This is a genomic window from Neisseria sp. P0021.S006, from assembly GCF_051956895.1.
This window is the reverse complement of sequence record NZ_JBQCWZ010000019.1, coordinates 26,918-42,193: the sequence shown is the minus strand read 5'-3', so window position 1 is coordinate 42,193 and position 15,276 is coordinate 26,918. Positions and strand designations below refer to the sequence as shown.

The following is a 15,276-nucleotide window of genomic DNA, read 5'->3' as shown; positions in this document are numbered from 1 at the left end:
GGCGAGGATAAATCGACCAAGCTGCTGACGCGCGGGTCGTTTTGCAGATGCGCTTTGAGCGCGTCTTTCAATATTGCGCCGTTGGCCGGCGCGGCAATAACCAAACGCATAAAAACTCCTTGAAGCACACAATAAACATTACTCAGCATACGCCCGCGCGTGATACGATTCAAGCCTGCAACGCAGAAAGCACGGTATGAGCAAAACCTACTTCACATCAGACCTACATTTCTCACATAAAAACATCGCTAAATTCTGCCCCCAATTTCGACCGTTCGATAACGTGGAGCAGATGGATGAATTTTTAATCCGGATATGGAATGAAACCGTTACGCCTGAAGATACGGTGTACAACTTGGGCGATTTTTCCTTTGCCCAAGACCATAAGCAGATAGAGCGCGTTTTGTCGCGGTTAAACGGGCAACATCACTTGATTTACGGCAATCATGATCATGTGATTCGGCAGTATGCCGATTTTTTCCGCAGCCAAACCAAGCATGACGGCCATCCGCTGCTGTCGTCCATACTGCCGTATTTGAAACTCAAATTGCCGGAAATTAAGAATACACTGGTTCTCTTTCACTATCCGATTCAGGAATGGGACGGCTGCTATCAGGGCTGGTATCACTTGTACGGCCATTTGCATGACAGGGTGGCGGAAATCAAAGGGCGTGCTTTAAATGTCGGATTCGATTTGCACGGCCGTTTTTTGACGGCGCAAGACGTCGATAAGTTTTTGTGTGATTTGCCTAAAATTTCGTATTTTGGTGAAGCAGGATTTAAAGCCAACTCGCCGGAAGAAGCGGCAGAGCTGGTGTCTCGGAAACTGGCGCAGTTAAATCAGGTATAATTTCAGACGGCCTTTGCGGATTTCCGGCAAAGGCCGTCTGAATATCAATTTCCCATTTTTGAGTGATACATGGAAAACCTTTTGGCTTACTTACTACAAAAAATCAGCCTCCCCAACCAAACCGGCAAGGACAAGTCATGAGCAGTAAGCCTTTGAAGTATCCCGTTTCCGCTTTGGTTGTTTTGTATGATAAAGACGGCAATATCCTGCTGATTGAACGCACGGCGCCGCAAGGTTTTTGGCAGTCGGTTACCGGCAGCTTGGAAGAGGGCGAGCGTATCGAAGAAACCGCATGGCGCGAAGTGTGGGAAGAAACCGGTATCCGCCTTGCAGACGGACAGCTGGAAAACTGGCACGACAGCACCGTTTATGAAATCTATCATCACTGGCGCCATCGCTATCCCAAAGGCGTTTTTGAAAACCGCGAACACATCTTCTCCGCCCAAATTCCGCGCGATACGCCTATCGTCCTGCAACCGGACGAACACGTTGCCTACGGTTGGTTTAGTGCGGAAGAAGCGGCAGAAAAAGTGTTTTCGCCTTCCAATAAACGCGCAATTTTAGAACTGGTCAAAAGGCTGAATGCCAAAAAGGCCGTCTGAATACGACAGTTTCACATTTTCAGACGGCCTTGGGTTTGCTATACTTTCGCCGTTTGACTCTATTTAAAATCAAAGGAAACCATCATGGCAGACTTCAATAAAATCCTGACCCCGGGCGATGTGGACGGCGGCATCATCAACGTTGTCAACGAAATCCCTGCGGGCAGCAACCACAAAATCGAATGGAACCGCAAACTGGCCGCTTTCCAACTCGACCGCGTTGAACCGGCAATTTTCGCCAAACCGACCAACTACGGCTTCATTCCGCAAACTTTGGACGAAGACGGCGACGAATTGGATGTATTGCTGGTGACCGAGCAGCCTTTGGCAACCGGTATTTTCCTGGAAGCACGCGTTATCGGTGTGATGAAATTCGTTGACGACGGCGAAGTGGATGACAAAATCGTCTGCGTTCCGGCCGACGACCGTAACAACGGCAACGCCTACAAAACTTTGGCCGATTTGCCGCAACAACTGATCAAACAAATCGAGTTCCACTTCAACCACTACAAAGACCTGAAAAAAGCAGGTACCACTAAAGTTGAATATTGGGGCGATGTAGAAGAAGCGAAACAAGTCATCAAAGAATCTATCGAACGTTGGAACAAACAAGCCTAATCGGTTTGCCCCATCCAATATCAAGGCCGTCTGAAAATCAGATTTTCAGACGGCCTTTTCATATCTCAGCAGCCTATCAATCCTTCAAGCATTTTCAAACTGATATTTCAAACGAATCAATCATATTATTTTAAATAATTGTTCCCTAAAGCCGAAATTTCAGACGGCTAGAGAATAGGTTTTCTAGATTGCAATTACAGCATCAGCCCCAAAACGCTTTTTCAAATCCTGCCGCGCATTCTGGTGGCAGTTCCCGTTGTAGTAAATCATGCAGAGCAGAATATAATTCTGGAGGTATGTCGCAGCTTTCTTCATCGTAGAACTCCCCGCCTGCTTTCCGCCATTCGCGCTCAAAATCATAAATTGCCAATAAGGTTTGCATTAGTATTGCTACGGAAGGGGCGATAAGGCGGCGTTTTTCTATTGTACCGTAACCTATTATCAACCAATAAACAGGACTGCCGGGAGCGGTGGTATCAGCAAAAAGAATTGAATCGTCAAACATTATGCCAAATATCGCCCATTCTTCACGCCAGCCTTGTGTAGGCAGATATTGCTTGGTCTTCCTATCCCAGCCGAAGGCCCAATCGTGCCAACTGTTGGGCAATTTGGGATAAGTCACCCATTGTAAAAACAGAGTTTCCATCTCCAGCCAATAATTGGCAAGTAGATTGTCGGAATGCCATATGCCGTCCATATGGCGGTAGAAGTCGGCTAATGCACCCAAATGTAGATGACGGTTACCTTCCAGTGGGGGCAGTTTCTGCAACGTTTCTGTATAGGGAAAACCAAAGGTTTGTGCGAAGGTGCGTATAAGGGAGTGAGGCATAAAGTTTGCTTGCTGTATTTTTACGGTTTAAGTCCGTGGAAGATAATGGATTATAGTGGATTTAATTAAAATCGGGCTTGACGCAGGCTAATGATGTAAGCCATCGATTTAGTTTATTTTTGATCTGCCAACGTTCATCAGTCAGAACATAAATATAGTAAATTCAAATTGTCTATAAGTTAGTGCGATATTTTGCCAATATAACAAAATCGTCTTTAAAACAAACAAACCATTCTTTCTCATTTTCAGACGGCCTCATTAAAGTAACGCCTATACCAAAAATAAGGAGTGCTTCAATGACTGCTACCACAACCGATCCACGAGCCAAGCTGCCTGAGACGCCTTTGTCCGGCAACGAAGCCTTGAAAGAGCGCAGCGATTATCTGCACGGTACGATTAAGGAGGAGTTGAAAGACAATTTTACCGGCGGCTTTACTGCCGACAACTTTCAACTTATCCGTTTCCATGGCATGTACGAACAGGACAACCGCGATATCCGTGCCGAGCGTACCGAACAAAAACTTGAACCCTTAAAAAACATGATGTTGCGTTGCCGTTTGCCCGGCGGCATCATTACGCCGAAGCAGTGGCTGGGTATTGACAAATTTGCCGGTGAAAATACGATTTACGGCTCTATCCGCCTGACCAACCGTCAAACCTTTCAATACCACGGCATTTTGAAAACCGATTTAAAACAGGCACATCAGGCATTGCACAAACTTGGTTTGGATTCCATTGCCACAGCCAGCGATGTCAACCGCAATGTGTTGTGTACCAGCAATCCGGTGCAAAGCACGTTGCATCAAGAAGCCTATGAATGGGCGGCGCGCATCAGTATGCACCTTCTGCCGCGTACCATGGCATATGCCGATGTCTGGCTGGACGGTGAAAAAGTGTTTACAACCGAGCCGACCGAGCCGCGTAATAAAGAAATTGCTGATGAGGTCGAGCCGATTTTGGGTAAAACCTATTTGCCGCGCAAATTTAAAACTGCCGTCGTAATTCCGCCCGACAACGATGTGGACATTCATTCCAACGATTTGGGTTTTGTGGCGATTGCAGAAAACGGCAAGTTGGTGGGCTTCAATGTATTGGTCGGTGGCGGCTTATCCAGCGAACACGGTAATACCAAAACTTATCCGAACATTTCTTACGAATTTGGTTTCGTTCCGCTCGAATACACCCTCAACGCCGCTGAAGCTGTTGTCAGCACCCAGCGCGACTGGGGCAACCGCAGCGACCGCAAAGCAGCGCGTACACGCTATACGCTGCAACGCGTCGGCGTAGATGTGTTCAAAGAAGAAGTCGAAAGGCGCATGGGCATTAAATTTGAACCTATCCGCCCTTACGAATTTACGCATCGCGGCGACCACATCGGCTGGGTACAAGGGCATGAAGGCAACTGGCATTTGACTTTGTTTATTGAAAACGGCCGTCTGCTCGATTATCCCGGTAGGCCGTTGAAAACAGGTATCCGCGAAATTGCTAAAATCCATCCCGGCGACTTCCGTCTGACGGCAAACCAAAATCTGGTGGTTGCCAATGTACCGCCCGAATTGAAAGACACGATTGATAAAATCGCCAAAGACCATGGCCTTATCAGCAAATCGATTACCATCCAGCGTGAGAACTCGATGGCCTGCGTTGCCTTGCCGACCTGTCCGTTGGCAATGGCGGAGGCTGAGCGTTTCCTACCAACATTCTCCGATAAAATTGACGAAATGTTCGCCAAATATGGTTTGGAAGACGAATACATCGTTTTGCGCGTAACCGGTTGCCCCAACGGTTGCGGCCGCGCCATGCTGGCAGAAATCGGTTTGGTCGGTAAAGCGGTCGGCCGCTACAACCTTTACGCAGGCGGCAACCGTGAAGGCACCCGCATTCCTCGTTTGTTTAAAGAAAACATTACCGAACCTGAAATCCTTGAAATTGTCGAAGGCTGGGTGGCAGATTGGTCTCGAAACCGTTTAGATGATGAAGGTTTTGGCGATTTTGCCATCCGTACCGGCATCGTCAAACCTGTATTGGACGCTCCGCGAGACTTCTGGGCATAATGCATACAACCAGATCCGCAAGTCTACAATAAGAAAATAGAGAAAACCAAAGGCCGTCTGAAAATCAGATTTTCAGACGGCCTTTTATATTGTGCGTATTTATATTAAAGATGGAATATAAACCGAATCAGCGACGGCGGCCAAAGCCCCGACCCATACTTGGGCGGCGGTAGTTGGAAGGCTGACGCGCGGTTTCGCGGTAACGCTGTTGCTGTTGAGCGTTTTGTTGCTGGGCACGCAGGGTGCGCGTATTCAGCTGTTGGCTGGTGCGTCTGTTTGGACGTGCGGTTTGATAATAGTTGGCACGGGCTTGACGTGCAATCGGGCTGTTTTGATTGCTTGCCTGTGTGAATTTGTTGGCCAATGCGTTGCCGATAAATGCACCGGCTGCCGCGCCCACCAAGCTTTGCAGCAGCCAGCTGCCGGTGGATTGGTCGTAGATATATTGTTGGCCGTCTGTACCGGTTACCGGTTGGCCGTTGTTGCCGTTAGCTTGTGCCTCGGCAGGAATGGTGTCTTTCACGGCTTCAGGCGTGAGCTGGTAAACCGTATTGTCTTCTTGTTGGCCGTTTTGTTGTGCCAACTGTTGTTGTAATGCTTCGATTTGTTTTTGTTGCTGCTCAAGCTGCGCTTGGGTATTGTCTTTGCAGGCAGCAAGGGCAAAAGTGGAAAGGGCGGCTAAGGCAATCAGTTTTTTCATTGTTTTTCCTGAGAGAAGTTTGTCTTTGCCGAGATTTCGGCGGAGTGTGTTCGCCTAATATTAAACCATTTCCCTGTTTTTCAAGTAGTTTTACAAAATAATATTGGAAAGTTGCGCTGCAAATGCACGGCTGTTGGCAGCCAGATTGCCCAGTGCGGGCATTTCGTGTTCGGTTTCGATAATCAGCAGGTTGGCAGGGCGGCGGGTGTGCAGGGACATTTGCATTTCAGCGGGAGAGAAGGGCATGTGATGGCGTTTGGCGAAAGCTTCGGCGCGTTTGTTGGCGGTTTTGAGCATGGGCAACAGGGTAATATCCAAATGGAAACGGCGTACGCCCAAAACCAAAATACGCGCTGCGAAGAAATCCGCTTCATCAGTAAAAACGTTGGGGCTGCTTTGATTGAAGTCGTGGCGCTCTGCGGCAATCAAGGTCGCGATGGTGCGTACTTGCGGAATCAGGGCTTCGCTGATGAGGCTGTCAGGCGAATCAGGCAAAGTGTGCATGTTGAGCATGCTGTGGTGGCTGTTGCTGTCAACGACCATGCGGCAGGTGTGTAACATTTGTGTTTGGCTGTGGATTTTAGTTGAGGCAGTCATGGCTGTATTCCTTATTTCTTAAAAATGGGTGGATTTAAGCGGCCATGGTGGGTATAAAAAAAGCCGCTCAAATGAGGCGGCTCTAATTTGCGTATTTTCAATTTGGTCTGTTTTAGACAAGCGCAAAAAAGTACCGCACGTTTGTGTGGTACCAATAGAAGAAAGTAGCAGAGCGTTGCGCGGTTTGCATGATGAAAATACGTCTTTAATGTATAAAAGAATGGAACGTAGTTTAAAACAAGAATGCCAGTAATTTCAATATCCAATCGACAAAACCCACCAATAAATCTACAAGTTGTTGTAATCCTTCCAATTTATTTTCTTTCGAGTGAGTCAAATTTGCACAATTATAATGCAAAACCGGGTGAATTGATAACAATCCGAGCAGGCTCTTTAAAAAGGCCGTCTGAAAACTGAATTTCAGACGGCCTTTATTTTTGTTTATCCAATCAATAAATGTCGCGTTGGTAGCGTTTGTCTTCGCGCAGGTCGTTGAGGTAGTCTTCGGCTTCGTCACGGCTGAGTTTGCCTTGGGTTTCGATGACTTCGATCAGGGCGTTTTCGACATCGCGTGCCATGCGTGCGGCGTCGCCGCAGACGTAGATGTGTGCGCCTTGTTGCAGCCAGTTCCAAACTTCGGCGGCGCGTTCGGTGATTTTGTGTTGGACGTAGACTTTGTATTCGCCTTGACGGCTCCATGCGAGGTCGGCGCGGGTGAGGAGGCCGTCTTTGCGCCAATCGCTCCATTCGAGTTGGTAGAGGAAGTCGTCGGCCAGGCGTTGGTTGCCGAAGAAGAGCCAGTTTTTGCCGCTGTCGCCATTGGCTGCGCGTTGTTGCATAAAGGAGCGGAAGGGGGCGACGCCTGTGCCTGCGCCAATCATGATGATGGGAGTGTCGCCGTTTTGGGGCAAGCGGAAGTTGGGGTTGGGTTCGACAAAGACACGGATTTCGCTGCCTTCTTCGAGGCGTTCGCCCAAGTAGCCAGATGCTGCGCCGGTGTAGGTGTGGTCGTAGTGGTTGAAACGGACGACGCCTACGGTAAGGTGGACTTCTTCGCCGACTTCGTCTTGGGCGGAGGCGATGGAGTAAAGGCGCGGGGTTTGTGGGCGGAATAGGCTGTATAGGGTTTGTGCGTCCAGTGGGTGTGGATGGGCGGCAAATACGCCTACGGGCGGTGTGGCGGCGAGGTAGGCATCCAGTTGGGCTTTATCTGCGACTATGGTTTTGAGTTCTTCGTTGTTTGTTAATTCGGCGTATTGTTGGACGAATGCCGGTGTGTTTTGGGTGATGTCTGCGGATTCGGTCAGGGCGGTGCGGATGTCGGTTTCGCGGTCGTCTGAAAGTTGGACGGTTTCGCTGCCGGTCAGTTGGTTGAGGTCGAGGATTTCTTGGACGAGGTCGGCGGCATTAAGCGGCCATACGCCGAGTGCGTCGCCTGCCTGATAATGCAAACCTGAGCCGCTGAGGTCGATTTCGATGTGTTCGACGTCTTTTTCCGCATCGCGCGAGGTAATTTTTTGGCGCACGGATAGGGTGGCTGTGTAGGGTTTTTCTTTGGTATAAATGGCGTCGTTGCTTGGTGTTGCTGAACTGTTTGGTGCAGCGGTTATACTTGGGCTTGCTGCTTGGGCGGTTAATTCGGCTACTTTGGGTACGACGGCGGCAATCCATGCGTCGGCATCGGCTTGGAATTCTAAGTCGCAAATGCCCAAGTCGTTCAGACGGCCTGCGCCCAGTTCAGCAAATTTGGCATCAAAGTCTTTGCCTGCTTGGCAGAAGTTGGGATAGGAGGAATCGCCAAGGCCTAAGACGGCAAAGGTGAGTTTGCTGAGTTCAGGTTTCTTTTTGCCGTAGATGAATTTGTACAGGGGCAGGGCTTCTTCGGGCGGTTCGCCTTCGCCTTGGGTGGAGGTAACTAAAAGCACGATGTCTTCGTCGGGCAGGGTCTTGCTTTTGAAATCGCCTGTGCTGCTGAGGCGGGCTTCTACGCCGGCGGCTTGAAGTTTGGTGTGTAATGATTCGGCAACGCTACGGGCATTGCCTGTTTGTGAGGCGGAGAGGACTAATACGCGGCGGCCGACTGTCGAGGCGGCTGCTTGCAGGGCAGATGGTTCGGCTGCTGCTCCGGATACGCCTTGGCTTTGCGCCCAGCAATAGCCAGAGAGCCAGGCAAGTTGGGTGGGGGATAGGGTGGAGAGTTGGACGGAGAGTTCGGGTGGAAGCGGATTGGCTTGGCTCATTTGGATTCCTTTGTTGGACGGCTATAACCGATTGTTTGAATAATGGACAATCGCCACTTTAAACAGGCCGTCTGAAAAAAGGAAAGAATGCTTGGTTTTAATTTAAGATGATTTCGTTATATTCGGGAAGGTATTAGGCCGTCTGAACATGCTCGTTCAGACGGCCTTGGATTGGATAGAAACGAGATTTTCAGTTTCCGCTGGAGAGTTTCATCACTACGACGCCGGAGATGATGAGAAATGCGCCAAGCCAGCGGCCGAAGTTGGCAGCATCGTTGAAAAATACAACGCCTACCAAAAAAGCCCCTGCCGCGCCTATGCCTGTCCAGACGGCGTAGGCTGTACCCATCGGAATACTTTTTTGGGCAAGGTAAAGGAAGTATCCGCTGCCGACGATGCAGGCAAGCGCGGCGGCAAAGCCATGCCAGCGGTAGCCTTCCTGTTGTGCCAGCTTCAAGCCCAATGGCCAGCCGATTTCCAGCATACCGGCTAAGATTAAATAAAACCAACTCATAATATGTCCTGATAGTGTGTTAAGGTTTCAGACGGCCTTAGAAAGATTGTTTTCTTCCGAGAGTTCAACGCGTTGTCCGATATCTTTTAGATTGGAGTATTGTTCGACCAAGCGCGGTACATCGTCCAAGCTCATTGCAAACATCCATAAATAAGTGCTGACGGAATAGATATGGCCGGCGCTTCCGTAGCCTTTAAGCGTCATGTGTATAAAGGCGAAGCCGAACAATACGCTCATCGCCATGCCGATACTGAGATAGCCTAAGGCTTCGCGGTTGGAAATCAGCACGCGTAGTTTGGCAAACCAGCCATAGTGGCGGTAGAGCTGATGCTCGTTGCCGTCGCGGATAAGGTGGTTGTCGCGTTCAAACCGATTGTTTAAATGGAAATATAGGTTTTCGCTGATGGCGGCAAAACGCGGCAGCAACCATAAAAACAGGGCAAGTATCGCGACAGCCAATACGCCCACCCAAAATTCCAATATCAGCAACATCATACATGCACCGAAGATGGAGACCAGCGAAGTAGCAGCGATGGGCAGGTGTTCTTCAAAAAAACTGACAAACTCGCGCGATAGGGCAACGCGTGCGGTAATGGCGGAATGCGGTACTTCTCGCTTGCGCTGTTCCAAAACGACCGGGACGGCTATTTCAGTATAGATTTTGGTAAATGTACGCGTATCGGCTATCCTTCGGGCGGCGCCGATTATCCACATTAATAAGACCACCACACCATACAACATTGCCTGCCAGACGTTGCCTTCCATAACGGCATTAATCGCCCAGCCTCCAAACACGGGATATACCAGCAAGAGCAGATTATCCAAGCCGACGAGAGAGAAGGTTGTGATGAGTTTGCGGCGGTGTGTTTGACCGATGTGTTTCAACATTTTCCACATGGTTGCCCTCCTTCCTTATTTAGTATTGAGGGTTTGCGCCATTAATTCGGCCAACGCGTCCAAATCGGCAAACAGTCGGGCTGCACGTTTTTCACCGAAGGCGGTAAAAATTCGTTTGCTGAATTCCTGCATGTTTTGCACCAATGGTGCGGCGGATTCTTTGCCTTGCTCGGTCAGCGACAATAAGCGTTCGCGTTTGTCTTGTTCGCTTTCGTGAAATGTCAGCAAGCCTTGTTCCGCCAGCGTTTTGCATGTGCCGGAAACGGTTTGCTTGGGCAGGCTCCATTCTTCGCCTATGTGTTTTTGAGTGCGGCTGCCTTCGGTGGCCAAGGTGTAGAGAACGGCGAAGGTATTGTAGTTGGTGTTTTGCTGTTTAATCCATTGGTCAAATGCGCTGTCTATGTGGCTGATACGCATGCCGAGTTGGTCGAGCTGATTCATAAATTGGTCTCAATATTGACTAATTGGATGCGGATTATAGTCATGTTTAGGACTAATTGCAAATGGAGGGCCGTCTGAAACAATCATTTTCAGACGGCCTTGAAACCGTTAAAATAATTAATGTAGAAACGATATATTCAAACTACGATAAACCTAATAAAACCATCTTCAGCACATACGCCATGATTCATTTCTTATCTCAAAACATCTCCTCTAAACAAGCCACTGCCATCGGGCTGCTTGCCGTTGCTTTGTGGAGCTTTGTCATTTCTCTGATACGCTCTTTGAGCCTGCATATGGGGGCAGTGGGCGGAGCGGCAATGATGTACACCCTGTCCACCGTATTGATTTGGCTGATTTTCGGCCGGCCGCATTTACGCAATTACAACCGCAGCTATCTGTTTTGGGCGAGTGTGTTTTTTGTCGGCTGCGAACTGTGTTTGTCGCTCTCGGTCGGTTTTGCGCAAAACGCGAGACAGGCGGTGGAAATCGGCATGGTCAATTATTTGTGGCCGACGTTTACCATCGTCGGAGCGGTATATTTCAACAAACAGCCGTCAAAATGGTGGATAGTCATCGGCTTTGTGCTGTCGTTTTTAGGGATTGCCACTGTATTGGGCGGCGATGTCGGCTTGTCAATTTCCGGCATCTACCACAATGTCCGCACCAATCCCGGCGGCTACATCATGGCATTTGCGGATGCGGTGTTTTGGGCGGCATATTGTACGCTGACGGCGCGCGTGAAAGCGGAAGGCAGCAGCGTCGGCTTTTTCTTTGCGCTGGTGTCGATATTGTTGTGGATAGAGTATTTTCTCAGCGGCGCGGATACGTTGAGTTTTGATTCCGTATCGCTCGGCTATGCCGTTGCCGCCGCGTCTTGTATGGGCTTGGGCTATGCAGTGTGGAATATCGGTATTTCGCGCGGCAACCTGACCGTATTGGCAGGCGCATCTTATTTCATTCCGGTATTGTCTGCGGTAGTGTCATCATTTTTGATTAGCGCGCCTTTGTCCATGACATTTTGGCAGGGTGCGGGAATGGTGTGCTTAGGGTCGATTGTATGTTGGTTGGCGACCCGGAGAAAACGGATGGTGTGAGGTAATATCCCATAGTTTTGCGATATAACGAAAACAGCTTTTTTAACAACCAAACATTCTTTCCCATTTTCAGACGGCCTGTTTAAAGTAGCAGTCAGTTTGAGAAATCACGAGAAATGGGAAAGAATCATGACCGTAGCTTCCGCTCCGCTTTTACGCTTCATTACCGCTGGCAGTGTCGATGACGGCAAATCCACCCTCATCGGCCGCCTGCTCTACGACAGCAAAACCTTACTGACCGACCAGATTGACAAGCTCAACCGTGCCACTGAAAACGGCGAAACGCCTGATTTTGCCAGTTTGACAGACGGCCTTGCCGCCGAGCGCGAACAAGGCATTACCATTGACGTGGCCTATCGTTATTTCGCCACGCCCAAACGCAAATTCATTATTGCCGACACGCCGGGACACGAGCAATACACCCGCAACATGGTAACGGGTGCATCGACCGCCGATGCCGCCATCGTCCTGATAGACGCAACGCGCGTCGATTTTTCCGGCAGCGAACCCGTCCTTCTGCCGCAAACCAAACGCCACAGCGCGATTCTGAAACTCTTGGGCTGCCCCAACGTCATCGTCGCCGTCAACAAACTCGACCTGCTCGACTTCGACGAAACCAAATATCAGGCCATTACCGCAGCCTACCGCAAACTGGCTGAACAAATCGGTCTCCAAGCCCAAATCCACTTCCTGCCCATCAGCGCGTTAAAAGGCGACAACATCGTCAACGCCAGCAGCCAAACCCCGTGGTATCAAGGTTTGCCGCTTTTACCCCTGCTCGAAAGCCTGCCCGTCAACCGCCAAAACGCCGCCGACCAAGCCACCCACTTCCCCGTACAGCGCGTCGCACGGCAAGACGGCAGCAGCAGCGACGACTTCCGCGGCTATCAAGGCAGGCTGGAAGCAGGTCGTCTGAAAACCGGAGACGAAATCAAAGTCCTGCCTAGCGGACACACCGCCAAAATCGCCGAAATCTACAATCCAAACGGCAAAACCGAATCTGCCGAGGCAGGGGAAGTGTTGACTGTCGTTTTGGATACCGATATCGATATTTCACGCGGCAACAGTATTGTTTCAGCCGACAGCGCCATTGTTCCCGAACAACAATTTCAAGCCGCGCTTTGCTGGTTTGACGATATTCCGCTCAATCTGCGCCGCAAATATTTGCTGAAGCACACTACCCAAACCACGCCCGTAAAAATCAGCGAAATTGCCTATGTTTGGGACGTGAACACCCTCAGCCGCGTCGAATCCGCCGAAACGCTCAAGCTCAACGACATCGGCAGCGTCAGCCTCAAAACCCAGCAGCCGCTTTCTGCTGCCGCATACGAAGACAACCATGCACAAGGCGCGTTTATTTTGATTGACGAAGCCACCAACCATACTGTCGCAGCAGGCATGATACGCAAAGTCAGTGAAACAAACAGTTTTGAAATTTAAAAGAAAGTTGCAATAAAAAAAGGCCGTCTGAAGTTTCAGACGGCCTGTTATTTTATCCAAGGCGAAATGCTTATGCGCCGTAAACCGGATATTTATTGCACAAAGCAGTCACTTGTTCGCGGACTTTGGCGAGGTTGGCTTCGTCTTCAGGGTTGGCCAATACGTCGGCAACCAAGTTTGCCAATACGCGCGCGTCGGCTTCGTTAAAGCCGCGTGTGGTCATGGCGGCGGAGCCGATGCGGATGCCGGAGGTAACGAATGGTTTTTCCGGATCGTTCGGGATGGCGTTTTTGTTGACGGTGATATGAGCTTTGCCCAAAGCGGCTTCGGCGGCTTTGCCGGTGATTTTCATCGGTTGCAGGTCAACGAGGAAAACGTGGCTTTCAGTACGGCCGGAAACGATGCGCAAACCGCGTTTAACCAACTCTTCCGCCATAGCGGCAGCATTGATTTTCACTTGTTTTGCGTATTGTTTGAACTCAGGTTGCAACGCTTCTTTAAACGCCACGGCTTTGGCAGCGATAACGTGCATCAACGGACCACCTTGCAGGCTTGGGAAGATAGAAGAGTTCAGCGCTTTTTCGTGGGTATTGTCACGGCACAAAATCACACCGCCGCGAGGGCCGCGCAGGGTTTTGTGGGTGGTGGTGGTTACGAAGTCGCAGAATGGTACGGGGTTAGGATATTCGCCGCCGGCAATCAGGCCGGCATAGTGCGCCATGTCGACAAAGAGGTATGCGCCGACTTTATCGGCGATTTCGCGGAATTTTGCCCAATCGATTTGTAGCGCATAGGCAGATGCGCCGGCCACAATCATTTTAGGTTTGTGTTCAAGCGCCAAGCGTTCTACTTCGGCATAATCGAGAACTTCGTTTTCATCCAAACCATAAGTAATGGCGTTGTAGAGTTTGCCGGAGATGTTAACGCTTGCGCCATGGGTCAAGTGGCCGCCGTGTGCCAGAGACATGCCCAAAATGGTGTCGCCCGGTTTCAAAACTGAAGCATATACGGCTTGGTTGGCTTGCGAGCCGGAGTGCGGTTGGACATTGACATATTCTGCGCCAAACAACTCTTTAGCGCGGTCAATCGCCAATTGTTCGACAATATCAACGTATTCGCAGCCACCGTAGTAGCGTTTGCCAGGATAGCCTTCGGCGTATTTGTTGGTCAATTGCGAACCTTGGGCTTCCATAACGGCACAGCTGACGTAGTTTTCAGAGGCGATTAGCTCGACGTGGTCTTGCTGGCGCTTGTCTTCTTGGGCGATGGCTGCTGCCAAATCGGGGTCATATTGTGCGAGGGTAACGCTTTTTGAAAACATGTTCTCGATTCCTTTGTGATGGGCTGAAAATATGGGATGGAGTGCTGCGGATTGGTTCAAGATGAACTATTTTTCTTGCATTGTCAACAATTGTGTCGGGTGTTTGGTTTCAGACGGCCTGAGATTGAAGGGTTTATTTGAAAATATCATCTTGTTTTAAATGAAAATCCATTTTTTCCAGAAGTGCGACCAAATCGGATTCGGCTTGGGCGGCTTTAAGATTTTTTGCCAGTTCTACCAAGGCTACTGCATTTAATCGTTCTTTCTCCAACCGTAGAGCTTCTTCGCTGAAGATTTTGATATTGTCTGCCGATTCGGCGGCATCTATTTTTTCAAATGGATAAAATGATTCTTCGTGCACGGCCAAACCGTCAGGCAAGGGGGCAGCATGGTTGAAATCGGCATCATTGACCGGCATCCATGAAGGATGGTTTTCAAGCAGGATAAATTGTCCGTCCATGCCGTTGATATGACGGAATAGGGTGGTTCGGCCATTGTGTAAACGCATAAGCCCGATTGTATGCCCAAGTCGGCAAACCGTCTAGAAACCTGTTTCTTTCCATTGGGACGATGGCTAATGGTGATATTATTAATTTTGACATAAAACAGTTTCGGCTTAAAAAAGACTGGATAAAACGCCCGTGTTTGTTATAATGAAGCTAAAGATTAATTCGTCCTAGTTTTTGGCAGCAGTACTTTTTTATTTAATTAACAAGAGAGGAAAACAAAATGTTTCCAGAATATCGCGATCTGATTTCTAAACTGAAACAAGAGGATGCACACTTTGCCCGTTTGTTTGAGGAGCACAACGAGCTGGACGATAAAATTACCGGTTTGGTGAATAACGTGGTAACCAGCGGCGCCGAAGAAATCGAGGAGCTGAAAAAAGCCAAACTCAAACTCAAAGACGAATTGTATGCCCTTTTGCAAAAAGCAGCAGGCAAATAATTAAAATTTGAATAAGGCCGTCTGAACGGTATGATGGAAATCTCAGATTCCCTTTCATGCCGGTTTAGACGGCCTTTTTAATTATTAGGCATTTGGTTATTTTTATTGGCTTAATTTAACGAATAATT

At 49.3% G+C, this 15,276-nt stretch carries 16 protein-coding genes and 1 pseudogene; 7 read left to right on the top strand and 10 right to left on the bottom strand.

What is annotated here, in order from left to right; genetic code table 11:
- Positions 1-110: pseudogene (locus ACTHUM_RS05875) on the bottom strand (D-erythrulose-4-phosphate isomerase 1); the annotation flags it as partial.
- Between the two features lie 86 nt (positions 111-196).
- On the opposite strand from ACTHUM_RS05875, the gene ACTHUM_RS05870 reads away from it, so the two are divergent.
- The 3 genes from ACTHUM_RS05870 (at position 197) to ACTHUM_RS05860 (ending at position 2,070) form a co-directional block, all read left to right on the top strand.
- Positions 197-850: a metallophosphoesterase gene (locus ACTHUM_RS05870; RefSeq protein WP_004520016.1), complete on the top strand. Its 654-nt coding sequence runs from the start codon at positions 197-199 to the stop codon at positions 848-850.
- Positions 851-987: 137 nt separating this feature from the next.
- Entirely contained in the window at positions 988-1,452 is a 465-nt protein-coding gene (gene nudB / locus ACTHUM_RS05865; protein ID WP_004520014.1) for a dihydroneopterin triphosphate diphosphatase, read from the top strand.
- An 84-nt stretch (positions 1,453-1,536) separates the two neighbouring features.
- Positions 1,537-2,070, top strand: coding sequence for an inorganic diphosphatase (locus ACTHUM_RS05860; protein WP_004520013.1), 534 nt, complete (start codon positions 1,537-1,539; stop codon positions 2,068-2,070).
- A 202-nt stretch (positions 2,071-2,272) separates the two neighbouring features.
- On the opposite strand, the gene ACTHUM_RS05855 is transcribed toward ACTHUM_RS05860, so the two are convergent.
- Positions 2,273-2,899, bottom strand: a complete 627-nt coding sequence (locus ACTHUM_RS05855) for a hypothetical protein (protein WP_004520011.1) — start codon at positions 2,897-2,899, stop codon at positions 2,273-2,275.
- A gap of 296 nt (positions 2,900-3,195) precedes the next feature.
- On the opposite strand from ACTHUM_RS05855, the gene cysI reads away from it, so the two are divergent.
- Positions 3,196-4,953, top strand: coding sequence for an assimilatory sulfite reductase (NADPH) hemoprotein subunit (gene cysI / locus ACTHUM_RS05850; RefSeq protein ID WP_070695666.1), 1,758 nt, complete (start codon positions 3,196-3,198; stop codon positions 4,951-4,953).
- Positions 4,954-5,080: 127 nt separating this feature from the next.
- Here cysI and ACTHUM_RS05845 read toward each other — a convergent pair whose 3' ends face one another.
- The 6 genes from ACTHUM_RS05845 to ACTHUM_RS05820 form a co-directional block, all read right to left on the bottom strand.
- A complete protein-coding gene (locus tag ACTHUM_RS05845) occupies positions 5,081-5,653 on the bottom strand; it encodes a hypothetical protein (protein ID WP_004520009.1) in 573 nt (190 codons plus the stop codon).
- A gap of 90 nt (positions 5,654-5,743) precedes the next feature.
- On the bottom strand, positions 5,744-6,250 hold the full coding sequence (locus ACTHUM_RS05840) for a hypothetical protein (protein ID WP_003685697.1): 507 nt from the start codon (positions 6,248-6,250) through the stop codon (positions 5,744-5,746).
- 449 nt (positions 6,251-6,699) lie between these two features.
- Entirely contained in the window at positions 6,700-8,490 is a 1,791-nt protein-coding gene (locus tag ACTHUM_RS05835; protein WP_440361125.1) for an assimilatory sulfite reductase (NADPH) flavoprotein subunit, read from the bottom strand.
- A gap of 190 nt (positions 8,491-8,680) precedes the next feature.
- A complete protein-coding gene (locus tag ACTHUM_RS05830; protein WP_004520006.1) occupies positions 8,681-9,004 on the bottom strand; it encodes a DMT family transporter in 324 nt (107 codons plus the stop codon).
- A gap of 27 nt (positions 9,005-9,031) precedes the next feature.
- The gene (locus ACTHUM_RS05825; protein WP_070588398.1) at positions 9,032-9,901 is read right to left on the bottom strand and encodes an ABC transporter six-transmembrane domain-containing protein; all 870 of its coding nucleotides are present in this window, start codon (positions 9,899-9,901) and stop codon (positions 9,032-9,034) included.
- Between the two features lie 15 nt (positions 9,902-9,916).
- Entirely contained in the window at positions 9,917-10,342 is a 426-nt protein-coding gene (locus ACTHUM_RS05820) for a MarR family winged helix-turn-helix transcriptional regulator (RefSeq protein ID WP_070588400.1), read from the bottom strand.
- Positions 10,343-10,524: 182 nt separating this feature from the next.
- Here ACTHUM_RS05820 and yddG point away from each other — a divergent pair, with 182 nt between their 5' ends.
- Positions 10,525-11,439: an aromatic amino acid DMT transporter YddG gene (gene yddG / locus ACTHUM_RS05815; RefSeq protein ID WP_039862220.1), complete on the top strand. Its 915-nt coding sequence runs from the start codon at positions 10,525-10,527 to the stop codon at positions 11,437-11,439.
- A gap of 129 nt (positions 11,440-11,568) precedes the next feature.
- On the top strand, positions 11,569-12,879 hold the full coding sequence (locus ACTHUM_RS05810) for a sulfate adenylyltransferase subunit 1 (protein WP_049336816.1): 1,311 nt from the start codon (positions 11,569-11,571) through the stop codon (positions 12,877-12,879).
- Positions 12,880-12,949: 70 nt separating this feature from the next.
- On the opposite strand, the gene glyA is transcribed toward ACTHUM_RS05810, so the two are convergent.
- Together glyA and ACTHUM_RS05800 are read right to left on the bottom strand one after the other, a co-directional pair.
- Entirely contained in the window at positions 12,950-14,200 is a 1,251-nt protein-coding gene (gene glyA / locus ACTHUM_RS05805) for a serine hydroxymethyltransferase (protein ID WP_004520001.1), read from the bottom strand.
- A gap of 133 nt (positions 14,201-14,333) precedes the next feature.
- Positions 14,334-14,708 (bottom strand): hypothetical protein, encoded by a 375-nt coding sequence (locus ACTHUM_RS05800; protein WP_039862199.1) that lies wholly within the window; start codon positions 14,706-14,708, stop codon positions 14,334-14,336.
- A 221-nt stretch (positions 14,709-14,929) separates the two neighbouring features.
- Between ACTHUM_RS05800 and ACTHUM_RS05795 the strand changes: the two genes are divergently transcribed.
- Positions 14,930-15,148, top strand: a complete 219-nt coding sequence (locus ACTHUM_RS05795; protein ID WP_003746288.1) for a YdcH family protein — start codon at positions 14,930-14,932, stop codon at positions 15,146-15,148.
- The last annotated feature ends 128 nt before the right edge of the window (positions 15,149-15,276 follow it).

Bases quoted from the DNA above. Each gene is read 5' to 3' on its own strand.
- ACTHUM_RS05840 (WP_003685697.1), bottom strand. From the start codon at position 6,250: ATGACTGCCTCAACTAAAATCCACAGCCAAACACAAATGTTACACACC.
- ACTHUM_RS05795 (WP_003746288.1), top strand. From the start codon at position 14,930: ATGTTTCCAGAATATCGCGATCTGATTTCTAAACTGAAACAAGAGGAT.
- ACTHUM_RS05860 (WP_004520013.1), top strand. From the start codon at position 1,537: ATGGCAGACTTCAATAAAATCCTGACCCCGGGCGATGTGGACGGCGGC.
- ACTHUM_RS05835 (WP_440361125.1), bottom strand. From the start codon at position 8,490: ATGAGCCAAGCCAATCCGCTTCCACCCGAACTCTCCGTCCAACTCTCC.
- ACTHUM_RS05825 (WP_070588398.1), bottom strand. From the start codon at position 9,901: ATGTGGAAAATGTTGAAACACATCGGTCAAACACACCGCCGCAAACTC.
- ACTHUM_RS05800 (WP_039862199.1), bottom strand. From the start codon at position 14,708: ATGCGTTTACACAATGGCCGAACCACCCTATTCCGTCATATCAACGGC.
- cysI (WP_070695666.1), top strand. From the start codon at position 3,196: ATGACTGCTACCACAACCGATCCACGAGCCAAGCTGCCTGAGACGCCT.
- ACTHUM_RS05830 (WP_004520006.1), bottom strand. From the start codon at position 9,004: ATGAGTTGGTTTTATTTAATCTTAGCCGGTATGCTGGAAATCGGCTGG.
- ACTHUM_RS05855 (WP_004520011.1), bottom strand. From the start codon at position 2,899: ATGCCTCACTCCCTTATACGCACCTTCGCACAAACCTTTGGTTTTCCC.
- ACTHUM_RS05820 (WP_070588400.1), bottom strand. From the start codon at position 10,342: ATGAATCAGCTCGACCAACTCGGCATGCGTATCAGCCACATAGACAGC.
- yddG (WP_039862220.1), top strand. From the start codon at position 10,525: ATGATTCATTTCTTATCTCAAAACATCTCCTCTAAACAAGCCACTGCC.
- ACTHUM_RS05845 (WP_004520009.1), bottom strand. From the start codon at position 5,653: ATGAAAAAACTGATTGCCTTAGCCGCCCTTTCCACTTTTGCCCTTGCT.
- ACTHUM_RS05810 (WP_049336816.1), top strand. From the start codon at position 11,569: ATGACCGTAGCTTCCGCTCCGCTTTTACGCTTCATTACCGCTGGCAGT.
- glyA (WP_004520001.1), bottom strand. From the start codon at position 14,200: ATGTTTTCAAAAAGCGTTACCCTCGCACAATATGACCCCGATTTGGCA.
- ACTHUM_RS05870 (WP_004520016.1), top strand. From the start codon at position 197: ATGAGCAAAACCTACTTCACATCAGACCTACATTTCTCACATAAAAAC.
- nudB (WP_004520014.1), top strand. From the start codon at position 988: ATGAGCAGTAAGCCTTTGAAGTATCCCGTTTCCGCTTTGGTTGTTTTG.